Consider the following 23,754-nt stretch of genomic DNA (forward strand, 5'->3'; position numbering starts at 1 on the left):
CTCATATCAGGTGGCGACGACGTTAAGGAATCTTCGGGTACGCTCGTGAGTCGGGTTGTCGATGACTTGCTGTGGTGTTCCTTGCTCGATGACTTCGCCACCGTCCATGAAGACGACACGATCGGCGACGTCGCGGGCAAAGCGGATTTCGTGCGTGACCACGATCATCGTCATACCGGCATCGGCCAGCCCGCGCATCACGCCAAGCACTTCACCGACCAGTTCCGGATCGAGCGCCGAAGTGGGTTCGTCGAACAGCATCAACTTCGGCTTGATTGCGAGTGCACGGGCGATCGCCACGCGTTGCTGCTGTCCGCCTGATAACCGGTGCGGCAAGAAGTCCGCATGGCCGGCCAGACCCACGCTCTTCAATAGATCGCGGCCGAGCGCTTGCGCCTCGGCGCGCGGCACGTCGTAGACCTGCCGCTGAGCTTCGACGATATTCTCCAGCGCACTCAAATGACTAAAAAGATTGAAATGCTGGAACACCATGCCCACGCGCGCCTCGGCTCGCGCTCGCGCGAGGTTGTGCACGGGCCGAACCGTGCCGTCGCCACCCGCTACTTCGCGATACCCGACATACTGCGAATCGACCTTGATGGTCCCCCAGTCAAGCGGTTCCAGATGGTTGATGAGTTTGAGCAGCGTGCTTTTACCGGATCCGCTCGGGCCGAGCACGACGACCACCTCGCCATGCGCGATCGACAAATCGACGCCGCGCAGAATCTCGCGCTTGCCGTACGATTTCCAGACGTTCCTGCACGCGACAAACGGTTCGTCGGGATGTCGCGGCGTGCGACTGCCGGCGGGCAGCAGCGTGCTGATCCATACGTGATCGCTCGCCGTCGCTGCCTTGGCTGCGCCCGGCAAATCAACCGGTGCGTCGACGGGCTTTACGTCACGCGTCGATGCGCGCAGTCCAAACCACGTGAACGCGAGCTTGCGGTCACGCTCGTGGTCGAAGATGCCTTCGAGCCACACCTGCAGCATGGAGATTGCACTGGTCAGGAACAGATAAATGACCGCGGCCGCGCCGAACACGGTAAAGAACTTGAAGTTTTGCCCGACCACCTGTTGCGAGCGAAATGTTAGCTCGTTGACGAAAATCACCGACGCGATAGACGTCAGCTTCAACATGCCGATTGTGTCGTTGGCCAGACCCGGAATCACCGCGCGCATCGATTGCGGCAGGATAATGCGGCGTAGCGTCAGCAGGGGGCCCATGCCAAGCGCTGCGGCCGCGGTCGATTGCGAACGATTCACCGACAGGATCCCGGCACGGAACAGTTCGGCGCTAAACGCCGCCTCGTTCAACGCAAAGCCGATCACCGCGGTCGTGAATTCATCGAAGCGCAGACCGATCAGCGGCAACGCGTCGAAGATAAACACGAGTTGCAGCAGTTGCGGTGTGCCGCGCACAAACCAGATATAACCCCATGCTGCCGAGTTTAGAGCCTTGAATCGCGACAAGCGCATTAGCGCGAGTCCGAGGCCGAGCATCAGCCCGATCGACATCGCTATTAGCGTGATCTTCACCGCGATCCATGCGCCGCCGAGAAGAAAAGGCGAGCCCACGTAGCCGCCGAGTTCTTTGAAACCGTCGAATACCTGAACCCCATCGAGACCGGCGGCGATTGCCGGCTGCCATGCAAGCATGGCGATCGTGCCGAGAGCGCCGGCGAACCTGTGTTGGATACGCAATGTCTTCATGTCCAGACCTGATCCATGACGACGGCCGGAAGACGACGTCGTGTGCCGCGCGGGCAGCGTTATTGAGTAAGCAACGTGGTCGGCATTTGCAGCGACGGATCGACGCCGTACTTCTCGAAAGTCTTTTTCTGCGTCTGATTCGCCTGCATGATCTTTAGCCCATCGGATACCGCCGCGATCATGTCGGCGTTATCTTTCTTCACGCCCACGCCGATCTTCATGCCGCTCGTCACCATGAAGCCGCGCATGTAGAGCTGTGGATTCTGTTTCGCGAGACCGTCAACGAGCGCCAGGTCGTACATCATGACGTCGGCGCGATGGCTTGCGACGAGGCGCGCGCCCGAGGCGATATCGGCGGACGTCATGATCGTCACATCAGGTTTGTTTTCTGCCTTGCATTTGGCGGCCTGCGCTTGCGCCATCGTCAGTTCGACGGTACCGATGCCTGCGGTGACCGTGAGGCCGCACAGTTTGGAGATGTCGTCGATCTTCTTCGGGTTGCCCGCTGCCACCAGGCCACCCGTGCCGGCTTGCATATACGTGACGAAACTCGTCTCCTTCGCGCGTTCCGGTGTGTAGTAGAGCAAGTCCCACATCACGTCGATCTGTCCGGCGCGCAGCGCGGGCAGCAAGCCCGGCCAGCCAGCCGTGAAAAACTCCGTTTTCACGCCGGCGCAATCGAACACGGCGCGCGCCATGTCGGCATCGGCGCCGATGATCCTGTTGAAGTCCTTGCTGTCACGAAACGCATACGGCGGCGACTCCGGATCTACGCCGATCTTGATGGTCTTGCCCGCAAGCGAGGGATATTTCTGAGCCACCTTGGACGGTTCGCACGATTGCGCGAACGCGCTTTGAGCGAGGAGGAGGCCGGTAACCGCACATAACAGCAGCTTGAAAATCTTTGGCATGAACATGGCGAATCCTGTCGGGGCTAATAACACGAAAGAGGGGGAGGCGAGGCGTGGCACGACGTGAACATGAAGCGATCTAATGGCCAAGCAGCTCCATGTGGCTTGCAATCGAACCGGGCGACGTGATGCAGATCCGGCCTTCGTTGCGCGCACGGGCAATATGCTCGAGTGCCCTGCGCAAGTGACACAGGCGATGGGGCTGCCCCATCAGGTAGGCATGCAATGCAATGCCCATCACGAGCGGTTGGCGGGCGGATTGCCGCAACATTTCCTCGAAGTGGTCGATTACCAGATCGGCGAACGACTTTGCGTCCATTTGGCGCGCGAGAATCATGGGGATATCGTTGACCTCCTCTGGATACGGAATCGCCCACAGCGGCTGACCGTTGCGGGTATGCAAGCGCGTGGGCTGATCGTCGTGACACCAGTTGAGCGTGTACTGGTAACCGGCTTCTGCCACCAGATCGCTTGTGACATGACTCTCCGAGAGCCACGGTGACAACCAGCCAGCCGGCTGCTGTGCGCTCTCGGTGGCGATGCGCTGGCGACATGCCACGATCAGTGCGCGTTCGTCGTCCTCGGACAACGTGCCCTGCCGTTCCGAGTTCGTATGGCCATGTGCGACCAGTTCATCGCCACGCTGAGCGAACGCGGCGACCAGTTCAGGGCAGTGATCGTAGAGGGCCGTGTTGATGATGGCCGCGGCCGGTAGCGCAAGTTCGTCGAAGAGATCGAGACAGCGCCATGCGCCGACGCGCAACGCGTATTCACGCCAGGCGTGATTGAGCACATCGGGTTCGGGCATCACCGGACCGATAGTCGGGCCCAATCCTTCGCCGAACGAAAAATGCTCGATGTTGAAGCCGATATAAACCGCTAGCCGGGATCCGTCAGGCCAACGATAGACCGGTCGGTCATTGATCGGCGAATATTGAAAGCGGCCGTGGCCGGGCACCGCGCGGTGTGCGGGAGAATCCATGGTCCAGTCAGTCCTGTCAAACGGCGCGTGCGCCTGTGTTCACGTCAGGACCATGGTATGGAAGTCAAAATAGCGGCATCGCGCTTGCAGCGAACAAACTCTTGTCCGCATGCGCATTGAATCGCGTCACTTGCGACTTGAGTCCTTGAAAAGCGCCTTGCGGATGATGGCGTGCACTCCCCAGTTGCCATCGACGACCTGCGTCACACCGAAATCGACGGCGACCGAGATCAGGGAGATCGCTTCATCTTCGGAAAGCCCCTTGGTGGTCATCAGAAAGCGCCGCGTTTTGATGAACGCGTCGCGCATCGCAAGATCAAGCGTGGATTTCTCGTACACGGCGCTTTGCGCGCTGGTGCCGAACTCGGCCAGATAGTTTGGATGACTGAACCCGTGAAGCACCCATTCATCGGCGGTTTCAACGAGCGGATATGTGAGGTCCGCAAACTCCTGTTTGCCAAGCGTTTCCTTCTTGTGAAGCACCAGTTGGAAGTCGCCGGTGAGGGAACACTCGATTGCGGTGCCGCACAATTCCGAGTCTCCTTGCGACGCGTGCGGGTCGCCAATGGAGAGCAGCGCGCCGGGCACCCCGACCGGCAGAAACACGCTCGCACCGCGCGTGACACGCCAGTTGTCGAGATTGCCGCCGAACGCGGACGGCGGAATCGAATCGATCAGACCATCCTGTTGCGGCGCGACGGTGACTACGCCAAAGTGCGGACGCACCGGAATCCGGACATCTTTCAGGATGTCGTGGTTCTCGACGACCGTTGAGTGATCGACGGGCACGCCCGGATAATCGATTGTCGGATGCATCACGCCAAAAGGATCGCGCTGAGGTGTCCAGCGGAAGTTATAGACGGCGTGCGCACAGGCTCGTTCGCCCGCGGTGGCGTCGGCGTCGAGTTCGTAGATGGTGATGACCTCGCGAGGTTTCGGCTCGGTCAACAGTTCGCGATAGTGGAAGCCCCACCAGGCAGCGGCATTGCTGCCGAACGCGCGACCGGCGAATTTTGGATTGGCGCAACGGCGTGGATGAATGTCGAGGATGCGGACCTCCAGCACGTCGCCGGGTTCGGCGTCGCGCACGGCAATCGGTCCGGTGCAGATATGCACCCCGAAGCCTTCTCCCGCACCCCGTCCATAGATGGAGGCATCCATCGGGCCCGCTCCGCGGCGGTCGACGTTCTTGCGGTTGGCGGTCCAATGGAACACGCTTTCGGCGCCGGGGTCGCCCTCCACCATACGCTCCCAGTCATCCGCCGCGTGCTGCGTGAGTGTTTCGATCGTCACCGTGTCGCCGGTGCTGACTTCGAGGACCGGCTTGAGACTGTGGCTGAAGTAGCCCCAGTGAATTGTATTGGCCGTTGCGCGCAAAAGATGATGGCGCGGCTTGCCGGACTCGCGCGGTGGTGGCGCAGAAGTCGCGCCGGGCGGCGCGAGGAAGCGGGGGCCGGCCAGCTGGTCCGCGACTTGGTGAACCACCTCCTTAGTGGCGAGCTGTGCACGCGCAAGCAAGCTGCCGGCATTGACCGGTAGGCCCCGCGAAATCCGCCGCACGAGATGGCGCGCCAGTTCAAGCCCGCGTTCATGCCGGAAGGTACGCGGCGACGCGCCATATTGTTCGCGAAACGCGCGGCTGAAATACGCGGAATCGTTAAATCCCCAGCGAAAGCACACATCGGCGATGGAAACTTTTTCGTACAGTGGATTGACGAGATCCGCACGGCAGCGCTCCAGCCTGCGCGAGCGCAAGTACGTCGAGAAACTCTGCCCGACCGTTTCAAACAGCTTCTGCAGATAGCGCGGCGAAACGCGCTCTTCCTTGGCGATCGATGCCAGTCCGAGATCGGGGTTAGCCAGACTGCCTTCGATGGTCCGGCATACGCGCGAAAAAAGCGCGGCCTGGGAGGGCGTGAGGCCAGTGAAGCCGCCATTCTTGTCGTGACCGGCGAGACTCGCGATCAGAAACTCTGCTAGCGCGAGTTCGAGAGGACGCAAGTCGTCGAGTGATAGCGTCTCGATGCTTTCAGCGATCGAGCGCAGAAAGCCCGAGAACACATGACCAATGCCCGTCTCGCCTGGCAAACGTCCGGCTTGCAGCGAGAACGGTGTTAAAAGGCGTGCGTTGATGGCCGAGCGGGGGACGCGGATCCCGAATGCGCGAAAGCTGGACGTGAAGGACAGGTAGGCGTCCTCGCGCGACGACGCATAGACAATATCGCCGATGGCAACCGGCGTGTGCACGCCATCGACGACGAACGTCCCGCCGCCGTCAAGATGTAGCACGATTGTGAGCGTGTCAGCGCCGTCGTCCTTGAGCTCGATGGTTTGCGCAAACGCGGCCAGCGCAATCAGCTCGAAGTCGTTGCCCGATTTGCGCGACCGGATGGTTCCATGCAACTGCTGCGCGGATGCCGGACCTGCGCTGCAGCGCAGGCCGAGCGCTTCGAGCGCCTCCCTCCATGCTTGCAGGCGATCTCCTTCGGCATACGACTCGGTGGTGAAACGCAATAAGTCCAATCTCGGCTCCCGGACCCTGACGAACGTCAGCCGACGATTGAAAAGCAATGTCCGCGCCATTAATGAAACGTCGTAGCCGCTGTCGTTCATGTCGGACAATGCACGGTGCACGGTTAGCGTGCACTGTGGGCCTGTGCGTGGACGCACCGTGCTAGCGCGCGCACGCACTCTTTACGCGCGAGGCTTTTTTCTTACGGGAAAGATGCGGCGGGGAACCTTGCAGTGAATGCCTTGCGGCCGTCGACAACCTGAGTCACGGAGAAATCCGCCGCGACAGTCGAAAGCGGTGAATAGATAACCCCACGGCGCTGCGACGTTCGATCCTTGGTGGAAGCGTGGAATGATCTGCCGATCGCACACCACGAGCAGGTCGCCGGGTCGACCATCCCCCACAGGGAGGGGGCCTGTCATCAGAGGCACACCGGGCGGGCGATCCGATTCGGGAATCGCGTCTCTTGCAGGTCGTGAAGCATGCGTTTCTCACGCTCCGTAAGCGTGTGTAGTCAGCACGAACGAGACCGGTGACGATCGTATGGGCGACAGAACAGCGGATGATGATGCGTTCATCGCCTGGTCCGAGCGTGCGACAGCAGGTCATCGACGGACCATTGATCGTATAGATGCTTCCCATACTTGCAGGCGAGAACTCGTCCATCGATGTCGATAAGGAAATCGGCGGGCAAGCCCAATTTTCCACCTTCAGGATGGAACGACGTTACAGGTTGCCGTTTGAACACAACCCTGCCGAGACTTCGCAACACACCGCGCAGAATCGGGAGCCATGCCTGTGGACTCAACAGTGCGCGGGGCGATGCCTCGACGCCGAACGCCGCATATAGCCTTTTGTCCGGATCGGCAATGATCTCGAACGGCAGTTCCACGGTGAAGGGGCGCAAGTCGTCCGCGGCCGTGTGGAACACAGCCACTTCCCGAATCCCGGCAGACACGATCTCGCCGTGCCGTTTCGCGATGGAGTGCAAGTGCAGGTCGCACGCGGGACAACCTGCAAAACGCCGGAATTGCAGATGAATCAGCCGATTCGGGTCTGGCAGCGCCACTACGCCATTCAGCGAGAAAAGCTGTCGGCCTGTGATCAGATGGCCGGGTTCGATTACCAGGCGGTTGTGCAACGTGTGCATGACTTTGTCTCATCGTTAGAGTACAGTGTACGCTTACGCAACAGCATAACGCAACTCTGCGATTCGCGGCCATGCCACGTTCACGTTCTCTGATGCATTCCGACCTCGCCGCCGCAGCCCTCCGAGTCATCGATCGCGATGGCTTGCCGGCACTCTCCATGCGTACAGTGGCGGCGGAACTGGGCGTGGGAGCCATGTCACTGTATCGTTATGTCGAGGACCGCGAAGCCTTGGAGAGACTCGTAGTCGACGAGGTGCTAGCGAGCGTCGAAACGGATTCCGAACTTTCTTTATCGTGGGATCGACAAATCGCCGAGCTCGCGGCGAAAATTCGCGATGCGGTGGGCGCACACCCGTCGATCGTGCCGCTGCTGATGCTTCATCGCCATGACTCGCAGTCCGTGAGGCGATGTGCGGAAGCGCTCCTGCGTATGCTGACCGACGGCGGATTCAAAGGCGCACAGCGAGTCATTGCGTTACGCACGCTGGTCAGCTATCTCAGTGGTGCACTCCAGGCGCAATACCTGGCTCCGCTCGATGGGCGGGGCACGGGCGCAATGGCCGATGCACCACGCGGCGAGTACCCGTTGCTGTCGGCGACAGCACGCGTTGCGCGACGGGTTAGACCCGACGAAGAGTTTCGGAAAGGAATCGATATTTTATTGCGCGGATTGGCGAGCCTGCTGAACGATGGATGAGTAGGGCATCTCTACGCTGATGTACAAGGCTGAATGGCATCAGCCATTCGTCGGCATTCGAGCGTGTTCGGTAGTCTGACGGCATCGACCGACACTCGCATGTGCGCTTCGCGGCCCGACAGCGGTCGCTCGTCCGCCAAAGGCCAAAGGCCAAAGTCGAATGTCGGTGGCGTCAACTGTACGACTGATCGATGAAGGCGGAAACGTCGTTTTTCCCTCATTTAAGGTCAAATGGCGCAGTTCGAGGTTTCTTCGTAAAATGCGCCTTTCCATCGATTTCAGTTAACTACTTCGTCATGCATCGAATTGGATTTTTCGTTTGCCGTGGCCACGACGTTCTTGATCTCGGCGGGCCCCTTTCGGCATTTAGCCAGGTGGTGACAGCCGCTGGACATTCCCCATATGATCTTCAGGTAATCTCGCAGGCTGGAGGCCCAATTCCTGGCAATTCGGGCCTTCCGATCGAAACAAAGCCGGCCGGGCGGCGCACGTTTGACACCGTCATTTTCGTGGGCGGTGACATAGCTCCGATGCAGGAATCCAGGAACATCGCCGCTGCAAGGAAATTGGCCGCCAAAGCCTTGCGTGTCGCAAGCGTGTGTACGGGGGCGTTTTTGCTTGCGGAAACCGGCTTGCTGGACGGTCGGAGAGCAACGACGCACTGGCGATACGCGACTCAATTGCAGTCGCGCTTCCCTCTCACCAAGGTCGAAGGCGACAGCATCTATATAGCGGACGGTTGCATTTGGACATCGGCGGGCATCGCCTCCGGAATAGACCTGGCACTCGCCATGATTGAAAGAGATCTGGGCGCTGAAGTTGCGCGCGCTGTCTCCAGGCTCCTGGTCGTTCCATATCGTCGGCCCGGCGGTCAGTCTCAATTCTCGGCGATGTCGCAAATGGAGCCGGAATCGGATCGTATCCGCATCGCTTTGAATTTTGCGAGGGAGCATCTGGCTGAAGCGTTACCTGTCGAACGGCTCGCCGATGCTGCAAGATTAAGTTCGCGACAATTTGGACGAGCATTTCGCCGGGAAACCGGCGAGACACCTGCCAAGGCGGTCGAGCGCTTGCGAGTGGAGGCCGCGCGGTTGCGCCTGCAGGATGGTAGCGAGCCAATAGAACAGATTGCTCTCGCTGTGGGATTCGCAGATCCTGAACGGATGCGCAGGGCATTCGTCAAATTGCACGGACACCCACCGCAATCGATTCGACGCGAGAGCAGGCTAGCCAGTGGGCGCTGATCGATTGACGGCCGATTGGCGCTGCCTGGTCGGCACGGTCTAAAAGCTTATTCGCGCGTTCTATAAGCGATATCTATTTCTCGGCGCGACGCTCAACGGCCGTCGGCGTTTACGGTAGCGGAAGCATTCCACATGTCGCGATGCAATTTCCAGGCGCCGTTCTGCCTCAGGAAAACGAGAGTCTGCTTGCCGCGAAACTTGAGTCTCCCGACGCGGTCTCGAATTTCCACGTCAGAAACCTCGGTCACGGCTTGATCATTGCCGTAGAACTCTGCATGACTGAACGATACCGTGTCGGACGCGGCGCTGGCATTGCCCTTGGCGAAGTAGCTGGCAATTGCCGCGGCACCGGTGATTCTCTCGCCGCCGGGTGGCAAGAGCGCGCCATCTTTCGTATAAAGACGGCCTATCGCCTCATCATCACCTCGCGCGAAGGCTTCTGCCCATCGCGCGTTCTCGGCTTTGATGGCGGCTTCGGGCGGACGCGGCGAACGATCGGCCAGTGCCGGTGCGGCAAAGGCGGAAAAAGAGACGCAGGCTGCAAGGGCAGCAGTGCAAAGAGAGATCCGTTGCATGAATTGATTTCCGATCTTGGCTTAATTGAAAAGGGGTTGCCCGGACTGGAACCGGGGAGCAGGCAATGCCGCCTGGGCTGTCCTTCAACAAAGCGACCGCGCACATTGCCTGCACTGCGTTTCAGCGAACGCCTGGAATGCGTGCGAGCCCGCGGCTTGCGCCGGGCAGTTCCTGATCGACCATCGCAATCACGTCCGGCCGCGCGTCTCGAGGGTGACCGGAATGGAATGGCGGAGCGGGATCATATTCGATCGCGAGCTGAGTGAATTCGGCGGCCTGTTGCCCGCGCAATTTTGCTGCGACACGAAGCGCGAAGTCGATGCCCGCTGTCACGCCGCCACCGCTCATGAACCGGCCGTTATCGTCTTCCACGAAGCGATCGGGAACGGGGATGGCGCCATATTCGGAAAGCTTGTTGACGAAGGCCCAATGGCAAGCGCTGCGCTTGCCGTCGAGCACGCCCGTCGCAGCGAGCACCAGCGATCCGTTGCAAACCGAAGTGATATGTTGGGCGCTTTCGGCGAGACGCCGGATCTGCGCTTGATACGCGGGGCGCATCGGCGCTGTCAGGTTCGAGCCGCCGGGAACCAGGATCAGATCTGTGCGATCGATATCGGCCAGTCGTTCAGTCTTGCCATACACGACGCCGAATTCGAGCGTTACGTTGCCTCCATCGAGGCTCGCATAGCGAACGTTCGTATTGGGCAGTCGATGAAAAATCTCGCTGGGGCCCGCGAAATCGAGCAGCGTACCTCCGTCGTAATTGACGATCAGAATATTGAGGGGATCATTCGGCGCAAGTATCCCCGCGCTTGCGGTCTGCTCAGGCGTCGGCGTGGCGTGGCCAGGCAGCGCCCGGCCTCCCAGAATCGCGCCAAGCGCGGCGATGCTTCCAAGCTTGAGAACATCGCGGCGGGAACGGCCCGCAGCGTACAGCGGCTTGCTGGAGGCGCTGTTTTTGGTGTTGTCGGTCAAGATATATTCTCCTGATGCTTTTGCGCTCTTTGCGAGCGCGACCCGTGAAGATCCACCGCGACGAAAATCGTCGCGTGCATGTGGTCTGGTTAGCGGTGGATGACCTGCGGTGACGCGCAAGCCTCCGGAATCGAAACCCGAGGCCTTAGAGTTGCGAGGCACCGCCATCGACGACCAGTTCGGTGCCGACAACGTAGGCGGATTCATCGCTAGCGAGATAGAGCGCCGCATAGGCGATGTCCTCGGCCTTGCCCATATGGCCCACGGGAATAGCTTCGGCGAACTCGGCCTGACGGTCGCGAACCCACTCGTCGGACATGCCCCACCTGGTGATCAGGGGCGTCTTCATCGCGCCAGGCGCGATGGCGTTAAAGCGGATTTTTCGGTCGAGAAACTCATAGGACCAGCTGCGGGCAAGCGATCGCACGGCCGCCTTTGCCGCCGCGGTCAATGAGATGCCATGCTTGCCGGTCTGGGCGACGAACGATGTATTGAGAATGACCGAGGCGCCCGCTCGCAGGTCCGGCAGTACGGCTTGAAGTGTGAACACCACGCCCTTGACGTTGATGTCCATGATCTCGTTATAGAGTTGTTCGTCGATGTCGTCGACCGCGGAGGGGAAAGCCCAGCCAGCGTTGGCGAATACGACATCGAGACCGCCGAACTTATCTTTTATCTGTGCGGCAATCGCCCGCATGTCCTCGATCGAGCGTACATCGCCCTTGAGAACGAGCGCATTCTCGCCAAGCTCGGCTTTTACGCGCTCAAACGCGGCCTCATCGCGACCAGTAACCGCTACTCGGGCGCCTTCCGCAATGAAGAGCCTGGCGGTTGATAGACCGATTCCACTGGTACCGCCCGTAATCAAAACTGACTTGTTCTTAAGCCTCATGGTGTGTTCCTTTCTTCGCTTTAAGAATGATCGAACCGACAGGCAAAGGCACAAACGCGTTTGTGCACGTGTCTGGGTTTGATTTCCTGTGCAAATTATGGAACCTGAATCAGACGGCTCAAAGGTCCTATTTCCCTCAAAAAACGCCGTTTCATTTCAGGCAAATGGCCAACGAACCTCGGCCGGGCCGATGCCGTTCAGTGAATGCGCCCGGCGATGTAAGCGCAATTCCTTTCGATCACTGCCGAGTTATCCAGGTGCGCGATAGTGTTTCGACGCACGCCTGCAGCGCGCCTTACTTCCAGGCGCTTAAACAACGTTTGGGGTTCGCGTCGATAGCCCTGGCCGATAGCCGGGGTAGGTAATAGCCGGTGCCGTGCTGTGCGGCTTTGACTTGAGGTGCACCGCCTGTGCGCCGTTGGCGCATGCCGTGGATCAAACTTCGCCGATCGGCGTCAGCCGGGTCCATCACTTGCGGCTGCGAGAAGCGGCACGACCAGATCGCTGATCGGCGTTGAAATGCCGCGCGTGCGACCGCATCGCTGCACGACTGCGTTGCGGCAGTCCCATTCGAGCGGACGACCTGCCTGCCGGTCCGCAAGGATGGACGTACCCATGTCGGCCGGGTAGCGTCGGAATGCATCGAGGATCTCTTGCGGCACCTCGTCGCCCAGCGTGGCGCCTTCCGCACGGGCGACTTCGAGACATTCCCGTAGATAGGCCAGAGACAACGCGGCGATGTCGTCTCGGGAGAACATGCCGGATCGGCGTCCTGTCAGAACCATCAAACCGGCGACCGCGTTCTGCAAGAGCTTTCTCCACGCGACGGAGGCGAAGTCGGCAGCGACGTCGACCGCGCATCGCGTGTCGCGCAGCGCCGCGAGCACGACGCTGCTTTCCGGTCTGTCCGGCAAGGTGAGGCGCGCCTTGGCGCGCAGCCATACCGACGCGTCCGCTTCACGTTGAGCAGGAAACCACACCACCGAGGGCAGCACCGGGTTGCCGGGCAAGAAGGATGCGACGAGCGCTTTCTGTTCCACACCGTTTTGCAACACGCAAACGACGGTCTTCTCATGGCATAAGGCAGAAAGCCACGGTGCCGTGGCTGCAGTCTGTGTCGACTTGACCGCGACGAAAACCAGGTCGTACTTGTTTTCGATCTTCGCCGGATCGTTCTGCACGGGCCCCGGTACGACGATACTTCCGCCATCGAAGCGAAGCTCCAGGCACTCGTGCGCCGTGCGGCCGAACAGATCCGGCGTGCGTCCCGCCTCATGAAGCGCTGCTGCCACGGTCGTGCCGATTGCGCCCGGACCCACGAGCGCGACGGTCAGATGTTCAAACTTCGTCATTGAATGGTGTCCTGATGTGTTCGAGCATGGGCGCAAGCATATCCACCTTCTGAAGCTCGAACAAACCAGATAAATTGCCGCGCCGCCTTAGAAAAACTCTCTCGAATGAACCGGCGAACTCCTCCGCTCAATCGAGTGACCGGGGTGGGGCGCAAGGCGACGGTCGTGTCGCCTACTTCAACGCAGCTTTTCTTTTCCCGTTTTCCGCACCCGTCTGCGCCGCACTCAGTTGTCGACTCGTCGCGCGAATCAGCGACGTCTTCACACTGACCACGTGCTGCCGCATCAGCGTCTCGGCCTCGCGGGGTTCGCGCGCAAGAATCGCATCGTAAATGCGGTGATGAAAGCGATGCCGTTCGCGAATGTCATCGATCTCGAACGCCAGGATGTTGTGCGCCGATGCCTGGGGAATCTGCTGGCACAGGCGCAGCACGTCGGACACGAGCCGCGAACTCGCCGCGTCATGGATGACCGAGTGAAATACCTCGTTGACCTCGGCGTACTCTGCGCGCTGTTCGTTCGGCTCCGCGTGGCTGGCAAGGATCTCGTCGCCGCGCATGAGCGCGTTTTCCAGTTGCACGCATGCTTGCGCCGACAGCCCGCGCTCAGCTGCGAGCCGTGCGGCGAGTCCTTCTGCGAGCGCGCGCATTTCATAGGCGTCGACGATTTCCGAAAGCGGAAACGCACGCACCGTGAAGCCGCGATTCGGTGTGTAGGTCAGCAGGCCTTCGCCTGCGAGCATCTGCAGCGCGGCACGTAACGGCGTGCGCGACACCGCGCGTTCCCGGCTCAACGACACCTCATTGATGCGCGAGCCGGGTGCAAGCACGCCATCGAGCAAATCCTGGCGTATGCGCTCGGCGAGTTCGCCCGACAGCGTGGCAGCGGCGGTTTTTTCGGTCATAGGGTCCTCGGACTTGAGACGAGCGCAATTATAGACGAGTGGTGAGCACACTTATGGGTCGTTCAGGCTACAAAAGTATGCAGAATCGATTTCTTGCTTATCGCTGCTCGACGGCCAGATCGGGGTTGAGCCGTATATCGGTGCACACATTGCCTGATTCGGGAGCGATACAGATTGCTGCAATGCACCTCAAAGTGAATACACTTATGCGTTGACAAAGAGAAATTGTACACAGAACATCTGGCCAACAAACCTCACAACCAGGAGAGACAAGCTTGACTGCTTCGTATGCCATTTCATTGGCTACCCCCGTCCTCGCGATCGCCGGCGGCGCTAGCGCGTTTCCGGTGCGCCGCGTCTACTGCGTCGGCCGTAACTACGTCGAGCACATTCGGGAAATGAAGGAAGGTGACGAACGCGATCCACCGTTCTTTTTCCAGAAGCCGTCGGACGCGATCGTCGCGAACGGCGCCGAACTGGCTTATCCGCCGTGCACCGAAGACTTTCAGCACGAGATCGAGCTCGTCGTCGCGATCGGCACCGACGGCATGAACATTCCGGTGAGCGATGCGCTCGACCACGTGTTCGGCTACGCGGTGGGTATCGATATGACGCGTCGCGACCGTCAGCGCGAAATGCGCGAACGCATGCTGCCGTGGGAGATGGGCAAGTCGTTCGACGCATCGGCGCCGTGCGGTGCGCTGCATCCGGTCGAACGGATCGGACATATCGGACGCGGCGCCATCTCGCTGTCGGTCAACGGCGAGGTGCGGCAAAGGGGCGATCTTGCGCAGATGATCTGGAACGTGCCCGAGATTGTCGCAAACCTGTCCACGCAATACGAACTCAAGGCAGGCGATTTGATCTTTACCGGCACGCCTGCCGGCGTCGGTCCCGTCGTGCCGGGCGATCGCATCGTAGGCGCGATCGAAGGGCTCGATACCATCCAGTTCACCGTCGGTGCGAGGAAATCATGAAGCTGCTGCCTAACGAACGTCTCACGTATTCGCCGATCGTCGAGCGGTCGAAGCTCGCGCTGCCGGACGGCGCGCGGCTTGCCGTGTGGGTGATCGTCAACATCGAGGAATGGAATCCGCTCGAAACGATGCCGCGCACCGTGCTGACGCCGCCCGCCGGCGGCTCGCCGACGCCGGATGTGCCGAACTGGGCATGGCATGAATACGGCAATCGCGTGGCGTTCTGGCGCATGCTCGACGTGTTCGACACGCTCGGTATTCGCGCCGCGCTGGCCATCAACGGCTCGGCGATTCGCAGCTACGAGCCGATTTCGCGCGCGGCGCTCGAGCGTGGCTGGGAGTTCATCGGCCATGGTTTTGGTCAGAAGAACATGCAGAAGGTCGAGGACGAGCGCGCGGACATTCGCAAGACCACCGAAGCGATCCGCGCGTTCACCGGGCAGGCGCCGCGCGGCTGGCTCGGACCGGGCCTTACCGAAACGTGGGAGACACCGGATATTCTGATCGAGGAAGGTTACGACTATGTGTGCGACTGGGTGCTGGACGACCAGCCGCTCTATCTGAAGACGCGCACGAAGCCGATTGTCAGTGTGCCGTATACGCAGGAGTGCAACGACGTCGCGATGATGCTGATCCAGCACCATGCGGCAGCGGAGTATCGCGACCGCGCGATCGACCAGTTCGAGCAACTCTATGCGGATGCGCACCGGGAGCCGCGGGTGATGGCGCTGGTCGTGCATCCGTACATCATGGGCGTGCCGCATCGCATGCGTTACTTCCGCGAAGCGCTCGCGCATATCAGTGCGCGGCAAGGTGTCGTTTTCACGACCGGGAGCGCGATCTGCGACGCGTTCGTCGCGTCGGCGCCGCAGCCGGGCTGAGAGCAGGACCGTGGCGCGCCGGCCTGCCGTGCCGGCGCCGCTCCCGTGACATGCGGCGGCCGTGCGGCCGCCGTCTCCTTCGAGATGTTCATGACTAGTGCTCTTTCAAAGACCACGCCGCAGGCTGGGTCGCGTCTTCCGGGTTCGATGCTGAGCGCTTTCGCGATGTTCGTCGTATTACTGGTCTCGTACTCGATCAACGCGATGGACCGCCAGATTTTCCCGCTGCTGGCGACCGACGTGCGACGCGAGTTCGGTTTCGGTCTCGCGCAGATCGGTCTGCTGTCCACCATCTTCACGCTCGGTATGGCGGTGGCGGGGGTGCCGACCGGCTTTCTGCTTTCGCGGCTGTCGCGCCGCAGCGCGACGATCATCGGGATTGCGATCTTTTCGATCGGAACCGTGCTGACCGCGACCGCACACGGTTTTGCCGACATGCTGCTGTATCGCGCCGCGACCGGCGTCGGCGAAGCGATGCAACTGACGGTAATCATCGCGATCGGTACGAGCTACTTCACGCGTTTTCGCTCGACCGCGGTCGGCGCGGTGAACTTTTCCTTCGGCGTCGGCGCGATCATCGGGCCCGTGGCCGGCAGCGGGCTCCTGACGATGCGGCACGAGTGGCGCCTGCCGATGATCGCGTTCGGGTCGTTAGGCATTCTCGCGATCATCCTGATCCTTATCGCGGTGCGTCCGTGGTTCAGCGAGACTCGCGCGGCCCGTTCACGCGACGACACCGGCATGACCGCGGCCGACACGCTATGGAATCGCAACACCGTGCTGCTCACGGTGCTCAGCCTGATCGGCGGCCTGATCATCTACGGTTATCTCGGCATGTATCCGACATTCCTGCGCGAGCATCTCCACTTCACTCCGTCGATGACGGGGCACGTGATGAGCGCGTACGGATTCGGTGTGTTTGCGTCGATTGCGGGTGGCTGGGTCGGAGACCGCTTTTCGGCGCGCAAGGTGCTGATCGCCGGTTTTCTGATTGCGGCGCTGCTTGGCTACGGGCTCTTCCATGCCGCGACCACGCTGCTCGTACAGGCGCTGCTGTCGTTCTGCTGGGGTCTCGTGGTGAGCGGCGTGATTTATGTGAATCTGGCCGGCTATCACATTCGTTCGGTTAGCGGCCATCTGAACAACAAGGCCTCTGGAGTATTCGTGTCGAGCCTGTATGGATCGGCATCGATTGCGGGCTACACGATCGGCTGGCTCGCGACGTCCGCCGGCTGGTCGGCCGCCGGACTCGAGCAGATTTCGCTGCTGGCCTGTATCGGCGCATTGCTCGCACTCGCGTTGCAACCGTCGCGCATGGCGCTGCCCGCCGGACGTGCGGGCAGACCCGTCGCGGCGACGGTCGAATAGTCCGAACGTCTTTCTTCCGTATCTCACTGCAATATATATTTAGGATGGTTAATCAATGAAAGAATCAGGAAAGTCATGGGCGGCCGCCTTCGTCGCCGCCGCGCTCATCGCATGCGGCATCAGTGCCGTGCCGGCTGCGCAGGCGCAGCCGGCACATGAACCGGACGTGACGGTCAACGTATTTCCCGGCGGCTTCAACTGGCCGAGCTATGTGGCCGAAGACAAGGGCTTTTTCGAACGGTACGGCATTCACGTGATCCTGCAGGGCACGACGGGATCGGTGAACCAGATGACCGATCTGTCGCAAGGACGCTTCGATATCGCGATGACCGCGATCGACAACATCGTCGCGTATGTGGAAGGCGAGGGCGAGGCGCCGATCGGCCCTCAGCCGGACTTTGTCGCGATCATGGGCAGCGACAGCAGCTTCCTGTCGCTGGTTGCGGCGCCTGACATCAAGACATACGACGATCTGCGCGGCAAGACGCTGTCGGTCGACGCGCGCACCACCGGCTATGCGTTCGTGCTGTACGACATGCTTGCGCGAAGAGGCCTGCAGCCCGACGACTATCGGATCGAGACCGCGGGCGGCATGGTGCAGCGATGGGACGCATTGCAGCAACACAAGCAGGTAGCGACGCTGCTGTCCACGCCGTTCAATATTCTCGCGCGCAACAAGGGATTCAACCAGATCGCGACGGCCACCGATGTGATCGGACCGTATCAGGGCAACGTCGCGGCGACGCGCCGTTCATGGGCACGCAACAACAAGGCGAAAGTGGTGGCGTTCATCCGGGCCTACGTCGAGGCGATCGACTGGCTGTACGACCCGAAGAACCGCGATGAAGCGATTCGCATCCTGATGAAGAACGTACCGCAGATGTCGCCGGAACTGGCGGCCACCACCTATGGCGAGCTGCTGGATCCGCACGCCGGCTTCTTTCGCAAGGGACGGATGAACGTTGCGGGCATTCGCACCGTGCTCGCGCTGCGCAGCCGCTACGCGACGCCCCATAAGGCGCTGACCGATCCGTCGAAATATTACGACCCCGCCTACTACCGCGCGGCCATGCGCTGATCGGGCGCACACCAATAAAACAACAGATTACGGAGGTATCAGATGCACAGGAAACTGCTTCGTGCGTTCCCTGCGGCGGCGCTCGTCGCGTCGTTGTGGAGCGGCCACGCCGCTGCGCAGTCGAGCGCGCAGTTGTACGGCGATGTCGACGCGTTCGTGGGGGCGAAAAAGGCGTTGGGCGGCCAGACCGCGCTCATGCTCGGCAACGGCGGTGCGACCGCGTCGTTCTGGGGCATTAAGGGAGCGGAGGATCTGGGCGGCGGGTATCAGGCGGTGTTCGAGCTGGAGAGTTATTTTTCGGTGCAGAACGGCACGTTTGGGCGGTTCGCCGGGGACGGGTTCTTTTCGCGCAACGCGTGGGTCGGAGTAAGTGCGCCATGGGGCAAGCTCGTATTCGGTCAGATTGGCCCGCTCTACTGGAATTCGACGATTTTCTACAATCCGTTCTTCAATTCGTTCGTGTTTTCGCCTGCGGTGATTCACACCTACGTCGCTGTGAACGGGCAGGGCGTGGGCGGTGGAGGAGGCGAGTGGAGCAATGCGGTCACCTGGTCGTCGTCGTTCTACCACGGTTGGCAGTTGAACGGGCAGTATGCATTCGGTAACGCGGCGGGCGAGCCGGGGCAGAACAAGTGGGCGGGGCAGGTTCAGTATCGCGGTGGGTCGTTGAGCGCGAACGTCGTGTATCAGCAGATCAAGTTCAACAGCGTGCCGGGCGATTTCGCGACGAGCATGCCGGGACTGTCGACGCAATCGGCGGTGCAGGCGGGCGCCACCTATGTGATCGGTGTCGTCAAACTGTACGGGCAGTATCAGTACATCGAGAACGCGATTGCGGGCGGCGGGTATCACGTCGATTTCGGCGAACTCGGGGCAGCGATACAACTGGGCACCGGGACGGTGCTCATGTCGGACGGCATGTCGAAGAGCGGTGGCCAGCGCGACGAATTCCGCAACACCTGGTCCGTCGGCTACGACTATCCGCTCTCGAGACGCACGCTTGTCTACGCGGCCGTGCTCGGCGATCACGCGACCCATTTTTCGTCTGGATACACCGTTGGAGGGGGAATCCGCACGCTGTTCTGATGGGGTAGTGCCGCAGCGCAGTCCTGGCTGCGGGTACCGATCGATTCATGCGTAGGAATGCGTACCTACCTGACCGCCGCGACCACCGCGTTAAAGAAATCGTCACGGTTGATCACTTCCGTTCCGCTCGGCTTGGACTGCGCACCCCACATCACGATGACGACCTTCTCCTTCGGGTTGATGTAGAGGCCCTGGCCTTCGATGCCGTGCCCGGCAAAGGCGCCATCCTGAACCGACTGCCCCGACGTTACCGGCCACCAGAAGTAGCCGTATTGGGACACCTGGCCCGTGGTGAGCGTCTTGGGCGTACCTGCTTCGGTGGTCCAGCCCGTGGGCACGACCTGCTGGCCGGCGATAGCCCCGCCGTTTTCGATGAACACACCGAAGCGCCCCCAATCGCGCAGTGTCGCGCTCAGGCCGCTACCGCCGATCTCGACGCCATTCGGAGAGTCAAGCCACCACGTGGCGTCGGACTGCATGCCGAGCGGACGCCATACCTTCTCCGACAAGTATCCGGAGATCGTCTTTCCTTTTAGCGCACCATGCAGGACTTCGGCTGCGACCTGGGTTTCGCCGGTGCTGTAGTTGAAGCGGCTGCCTGGCGGGAAGGCTCGCGGCAAGCGTTTCATGAGGTCGATTGTTCCGCCCGGTTTTTGAGCCAGTTGCACTTCGAGCAGCGCGCGTCGATCCGAATTCGGGTTCGTGTAGGTTTCGTCCCAACGCACGCCGGAGGACATCATCAGGACGTTCCGGATGGTGACGCCATCGTAGGCGGTGCCGGTTAGCTCGGGTACATAGCGGGTGACCGGGTCGTTGATGCTGTCAATCAAACCGTCCTTGATGGCTGCGCCGAACAAGGTTGAAGTAATCGACTTTGCGAGCGACATCGACATCCACCGCGTGGCAGGCGTGTTGCCGTACTGGTAGGTCTCGTAGACGATCTGGTCGTTCTTCAGGATCAGCAGTCCCGATACACGATCGAGCGACAGGAAATCGAAGAGGTCGAAGTGTTTGCCGTTCGAGACGAACTGGACCTGCGTGAGTTGCCGAGGCGAATCGGCAAGCGGGGAGACGGTGTCGCCACGGGCGATGCGGCGCGTGGGGAAGAGTTTGTCGATGTGCCTGAAGGTGTGGACGGCGAGGTCGGGGGTAAGGGCGCCGTCGTAGATCTGCCGGACTGTGCCGATGGGTTCGTCATCGTTTGAGGCGTCGCCTGGCTGGCGGGAGGCGGTCGAGCAGGCAGCGAGGAAGGTGATTGCAGCGCAGAGTGTTAGAGCGAGTCTGGTCGGGTGGGGCAGGTGCTTCTGACGACGCGATGAGGCGCCGTTGTGTGACGCAGGCATGAGTGATCCTCGTTGTTGGTGGCATGTAAGGTCGTGCTGGTGTGGTGAGCGTCGGCAGCACGTTGTGCGGCAGGCGGGGCATTCTATAGCGCCTTTAATTGAGGTGCGTTGGACCCATCGATAAAGGGATCGCCATCGGTCGAATTCGATTGACGGCACTTACGATTTTTTGTGAACGACGCTCATGCGCCGTTGGGAAGCGGAATGAAAAAGCATGTGACAAAAGTTCAGATTTGGACTTTCGCAGACTGCCAGAATATAAGCACATCGGCACGATGTCAGTGCGGCAAGGCAGTCCATCAACCGACCAGATCTTTATGGAACCTCTAGATATCGCGGAAATCTGCAAGCGCGTAGCGGTGCATCGTCCGTACTTTGCATTTTCCGAACTCAACGCAAACTTGCGCGACAAAACGACAATCGGAATATTCAATGCCGAACAGGTAACGGGCTTCGAGCTTGGACCGATTTCATCGGCGGAGCTGGGCCGTCATCTGGCAATACTTGGAAGTTGTGCTGCAGCCGTGGACGGACCCGATGAGATGACCTATTACCTGGCGAGCAAGGGCCGGTTGAAACTTCTTCCCTACACGGACGAAGCGCAAAAGAATCAAAGCGGCGTCGCGATCGCTGCCGTAGTGAACCGGAACCGGCGTGTAATGACGGCAGAAGTTTTGGGCTATTGTGGACCGCTCGCCGCACACCTTTGGTGTGAGTATCAAGTGCTGTCACGTGAAGTATTTGCCCGGGTTTTCAGTGGGCACTATATGGGTTCTATTGCGCGGCCAGATAAGTCACCGTATTCCGCACCGATACCATTTGATGTGCTTTCCGCCAGCACCGATCGCATTGTCGTTCACACAAGCGAAATTGGTCCCGAGAATTTCTCTGGACACTTCGACAACTATCCGTCCTGGCCGGTCGCCATTCTTGCTGATACTTTTGGCCGGGTGCGGAGCGCGCTTTTGCATAATATCGTGGATCGACAGACGAATTATCGTGTCGGCTATCTGAACGTCGACGCGTTTCAACTGGCACCGGCGGCGGCCAGATTGACGTTCGACGTGGTATGCATGAGCTCTTTGCCGTCGCTGGGGCGCTATGTATTTAGTGCTAAGGTCTTATGGGGCGATAAGACTATCGCGGCCATGGAGTCGGAAGTTTTCGCGTCTGGGGAGATGTCTGCCGTCACACCTGCTCAGTTTGACCATGCGGCTGGTTGGACTCGTCGGGCGTCAGGTAGGCCAAGCTTGAATGTGGCCGGATAGCATTGTAGTGACGTCGCCACTGATAGCCGACGGAAGCCGGCACAGGGGACGATCGTGCCGGCGCCGGAGCGCAACAATGACAGCGTCGCAAAGGTTGACGACGTGTCGATCGCTGGCGGCTGGCCGCTGCGCGACGTCTTGGTCATCGCGCAATTGATCGCGTTAGTGATTTGACATAAGATAAATTATCGACCGGAAATCTGTAACGGCCATTTAGTAATGTCCGCTTCTAGCTAAATACAGATGTCGTGTTTCGGCGCGCGGCAGGATGATCGCCGGTACCCCTGAGGGAGCGCCGGCGATGAACGCAACTGGGACGATCACGATGACGATGCGTGAAGTGGATCGGCTGAAGGTCATCGAGGCGCGTGGACCGGCGTTGCGCGGCGCACATGCGAAACATAGCCGTCGGGCCGGATCATCAGCGCCGCCAGGTCCGGATAGAAATCGTCGTCGGTGCGCTGGATGTCGAATGGCCGGATGGCGCGGTGGCCTGCCGGTAGCGCGGCATCGCGCGCAAACCGCAGGCAAACCGTTCGCCCACTTTCGAGAAGGCGGCTGGCGCGTATCGACGTTCCGTCCTGCAGCGTGACGCGTCGATCTTTGATCCGCTCGCCGCTAATACCTGCAACGTGTTCCCAGCCATCCGGCGCCGCGTCGAGAGGTTCCGGATAGGCAACGCTGAATCCCGCGATCTCGTTCGCGAGCTGCCGGTTGAGTTCCGGATTCTGCAGCATCGTGTCGAATACACGCCGTAGCGCGAGCGTCGGCGGGTCGAAGTGCGAAAACAGCGATAGCTGCGCCAACGTGTTGTCGCGCAACGTTATCGCGACCGGCAGGCGCTCGCGCTGATAGCTGTCGAGCAAGGTGTCGGGCGCGATGCCGTGAATGACACTCGCCAGTTTCCAGCCGAGGTTCATCGCATCCTGCAAGCCCACGTTCATGCCTTGGCCTCCCATCGGCGCCTGGATGTGCGCGGCATCGCCCGCCAGCAGGATCCGGCCATCGCGGTACTGTTGCGCCACGCGCGTTTCGTCGGTGAAGCGGGTCAGCCACAATGGATCGTGAGGCCCGAAATCGCGACCTCCGATGCGCGCCATCGCTGCGGCGAGTTCGTCGAGCGTCAGCGGCTCGGACGGACAGACGTCGCGGCTCTGCACGTCGAGCATGCCAATCCGGAAGTGCACGCCGTCGCCGCGCGGGAGCATGATCAGCCCGCCTGCTTCGTTCGCTGTCAGCAGCGTGTTGCCTTCAGGTGGAGCAAGCAACGCGACGTCGGCCGCTGCCAACGTATTGCGCGCCGGATAGCCCGCGAACTCGATGCCCAGCGAGCGGCGGACGAGGCTGCGCGCGCCGTCGGCGCCAACCGCGAATTGCGCGGCAATGCACCAGTGTCCGGCGGCGGACTGTCCTTCAATAAACACGCCGTCCGCGTGCTGTTCGATGGACTCGACCATGTGGCCCCGGCGCAGATCCACGCCAAGCTCCAGCGCCCGCTCTTCCAGCAGCCGTTCGGTGGTCGCCTGAGGAATGAACAGCGTGAACGGATAACGCGTGTCGAATACCGACATGTCGAGCTGGGTCGACAGCGCGGCATAGTGCATGCGCGCTAACGGGCGGCCTAGCGCCAGGAATCGCTCTGCGAGGCCACGCAGCTCGAGCATTTCGAGCGACCGGCCGTGCAGCGTCAGCGCACGCGAATGCACGATGCGCTCGGTGCGCCGCTCGACCACCGTTACCTTCACGCCGGCCAGCGCCAGTTCGCAACTCAGCCAAAGGCCAACGGGGCCGCCTCCGGCAATCACCACATCCGTTGTGTCAACCATGCTGACCTGGAGAAATATCCT

General features: G+C 60.7%; 19 protein-coding genes and 1 pseudogene. 7 read left to right on the forward strand and 13 right to left on the reverse strand.

The window, feature by feature from the left end:
* Nucleotides 1-6 precede the first annotated feature (6 nt).
* From ACYPXD_RS18165 to ACYPXD_RS18185, 5 genes are all read right to left on the reverse strand, one after another.
* Nucleotides 7-1,710: an amino acid ABC transporter permease/ATP-binding protein gene (locus ACYPXD_RS18165; RefSeq protein WP_459714097.1), complete on the reverse strand. Its 1,704-nt coding sequence runs from the start codon at nucleotides 1,708-1,710 to the stop codon at nucleotides 7-9.
* 59 nt (nucleotides 1,711-1,769) lie between these two features.
* Nucleotides 1,770-2,777 (reverse strand): ABC transporter substrate-binding protein, encoded by a 1,008-nt coding sequence (locus ACYPXD_RS18170; protein ID WP_459714099.1) that lies wholly within the window; start codon nucleotides 2,775-2,777, stop codon nucleotides 1,770-1,772.
* Nucleotides 2,701-3,603, reverse strand: a complete 903-nt coding sequence (locus ACYPXD_RS18175) for a polysaccharide deacetylase family protein (protein ID WP_459714101.1) — start codon at nucleotides 3,601-3,603, stop codon at nucleotides 2,701-2,703. Before ACYPXD_RS18175 ends, ACYPXD_RS18170 begins: the two co-directional genes overlap by 77 nt.
* A 126-nt stretch (nucleotides 3,604-3,729) precedes the next feature.
* Nucleotides 3,730-6,126, reverse strand: a complete 2,397-nt coding sequence (locus tag ACYPXD_RS18180; RefSeq protein ID WP_459714302.1) for an acetamidase/formamidase family protein — start codon at nucleotides 6,124-6,126, stop codon at nucleotides 3,730-3,732.
* 563 nt (nucleotides 6,127-6,689) lie between these two features.
* Nucleotides 6,690-7,265 (reverse strand): peroxiredoxin-like family protein, encoded by a 576-nt coding sequence (locus tag ACYPXD_RS18185; RefSeq protein ID WP_459714103.1) that lies wholly within the window; start codon nucleotides 7,263-7,265, stop codon nucleotides 6,690-6,692.
* Nucleotides 7,266-7,357: 92 nt separating this feature from the next.
* Between ACYPXD_RS18185 and ACYPXD_RS18190 the strand changes: the two genes are divergently transcribed.
* Both ACYPXD_RS18190 and ACYPXD_RS18195 read left to right on the forward strand, forming a co-directional pair.
* Nucleotides 7,358-7,963: a TetR/AcrR family transcriptional regulator gene (locus ACYPXD_RS18190; protein ID WP_459714105.1), complete on the forward strand. Its 606-nt coding sequence runs from the start codon at nucleotides 7,358-7,360 to the stop codon at nucleotides 7,961-7,963.
* A 296-nt stretch (nucleotides 7,964-8,259) separates the two neighbouring features.
* Entirely contained in the window at nucleotides 8,260-9,207 is a 948-nt protein-coding gene (locus ACYPXD_RS18195; protein WP_459714306.1) for a GlxA family transcriptional regulator, read from the forward strand.
* 92 nt (nucleotides 9,208-9,299) lie between these two features.
* Here ACYPXD_RS18195 and ACYPXD_RS18200 read toward each other — a convergent pair whose 3' ends face one another.
* The 5 genes from ACYPXD_RS18200 to ACYPXD_RS18220 form a co-directional block, all read right to left on the reverse strand.
* Nucleotides 9,300-9,782, reverse strand: a complete 483-nt coding sequence (locus ACYPXD_RS18200) for a YybH family protein (RefSeq protein WP_459714107.1) — start codon at nucleotides 9,780-9,782, stop codon at nucleotides 9,300-9,302.
* 121 nt (nucleotides 9,783-9,903) lie between these two features.
* Nucleotides 9,904-10,758: a DJ-1/PfpI family protein gene (locus ACYPXD_RS18205; RefSeq protein WP_459714109.1), complete on the reverse strand. Its 855-nt coding sequence runs from the start codon at nucleotides 10,756-10,758 to the stop codon at nucleotides 9,904-9,906.
* Nucleotides 10,759-10,903: 145 nt separating this feature from the next.
* Nucleotides 10,904-11,650: an SDR family oxidoreductase gene (locus ACYPXD_RS18210; protein WP_459714111.1), complete on the reverse strand. Its 747-nt coding sequence runs from the start codon at nucleotides 11,648-11,650 to the stop codon at nucleotides 10,904-10,906.
* Between the two features lie 455 nt (nucleotides 11,651-12,105).
* Nucleotides 12,106-13,002 carry an oxidoreductase gene (locus tag ACYPXD_RS18215; protein WP_459714113.1) on the reverse strand — a complete coding sequence of 299 codons (897 nt, stop codon included), beginning with the start codon at nucleotides 13,000-13,002 and terminating at the stop codon, nucleotides 12,106-12,108.
* Nucleotides 13,003-13,174: 172 nt separating this feature from the next.
* Complete coding sequence (locus tag ACYPXD_RS18220; protein WP_459714115.1) at nucleotides 13,175-13,906, reverse strand: GntR family transcriptional regulator; 732 nt, start codon at nucleotides 13,904-13,906, stop codon at nucleotides 13,175-13,177.
* 275 nt (nucleotides 13,907-14,181) lie between these two features.
* Here ACYPXD_RS18220 and ACYPXD_RS18225 point away from each other — a divergent pair, with 275 nt between their 5' ends.
* The 5 genes from ACYPXD_RS18225 (at nucleotide 14,182) to ACYPXD_RS18245 (ending at nucleotide 19,296) form a co-directional block, all read left to right on the forward strand.
* Nucleotides 14,182-14,883, forward strand: a complete 702-nt coding sequence (locus ACYPXD_RS18225; protein ID WP_459714117.1) for a fumarylacetoacetate hydrolase family protein — start codon at nucleotides 14,182-14,184, stop codon at nucleotides 14,881-14,883.
* Nucleotides 14,880-15,764, forward strand: coding sequence for a polysaccharide deacetylase family protein (locus ACYPXD_RS18230; protein WP_459714120.1), 885 nt, complete (start codon nucleotides 14,880-14,882; stop codon nucleotides 15,762-15,764). The genes ACYPXD_RS18225 and ACYPXD_RS18230 overlap by 4 nt, the downstream gene beginning before the upstream one ends.
* 90 nt (nucleotides 15,765-15,854) lie before the next feature.
* Nucleotides 15,855-17,132 (forward strand): MFS transporter, encoded by a 1,278-nt coding sequence (locus tag ACYPXD_RS18235; RefSeq protein WP_459714123.1) that lies wholly within the window; start codon nucleotides 15,855-15,857, stop codon nucleotides 17,130-17,132.
* Nucleotides 17,133-17,187: 55 nt separating this feature from the next.
* A complete protein-coding gene (locus ACYPXD_RS18240; RefSeq protein WP_459714125.1) occupies nucleotides 17,188-18,210 on the forward strand; it encodes an ABC transporter substrate-binding protein in 1,023 nt (340 codons plus the stop codon).
* Nucleotides 18,211-18,252: 42 nt separating this feature from the next.
* Nucleotides 18,253-19,296, forward strand: a complete 1,044-nt coding sequence (locus tag ACYPXD_RS18245; protein WP_459714128.1) for a porin — start codon at nucleotides 18,253-18,255, stop codon at nucleotides 19,294-19,296.
* 65 nt (nucleotides 19,297-19,361) lie between these two features.
* Here ACYPXD_RS18245 and ACYPXD_RS18250 read toward each other — a convergent pair whose 3' ends face one another.
* From ACYPXD_RS18250 to ACYPXD_RS18260, 3 genes and pseudogenes are all read right to left on the reverse strand, one after another.
* The gene (locus ACYPXD_RS18250; protein ID WP_459714130.1) at nucleotides 19,362-20,639 is read right to left on the reverse strand and encodes a serine hydrolase domain-containing protein; all 1,278 of its coding nucleotides are present in this window, start codon (nucleotides 20,637-20,639) and stop codon (nucleotides 19,362-19,364) included.
* A gap of 1,188 nt (nucleotides 20,640-21,827) precedes the next feature.
* A pseudogene (locus tag ACYPXD_RS18255) lies at nucleotides 21,828-21,929 on the reverse strand (integrase core domain-containing protein); the annotation flags it as partial.
* A gap of 334 nt (nucleotides 21,930-22,263) precedes the next feature.
* Nucleotides 22,264-23,733, reverse strand: coding sequence for an FAD-dependent monooxygenase (locus ACYPXD_RS18260; RefSeq protein WP_459714133.1), 1,470 nt, complete (start codon nucleotides 23,731-23,733; stop codon nucleotides 22,264-22,266).
* Between the last annotated feature and the right edge of the window lie 21 nt (nucleotides 23,734-23,754).

This window comes from Paraburkholderia sp. 2C (assembly GCF_054589215.1).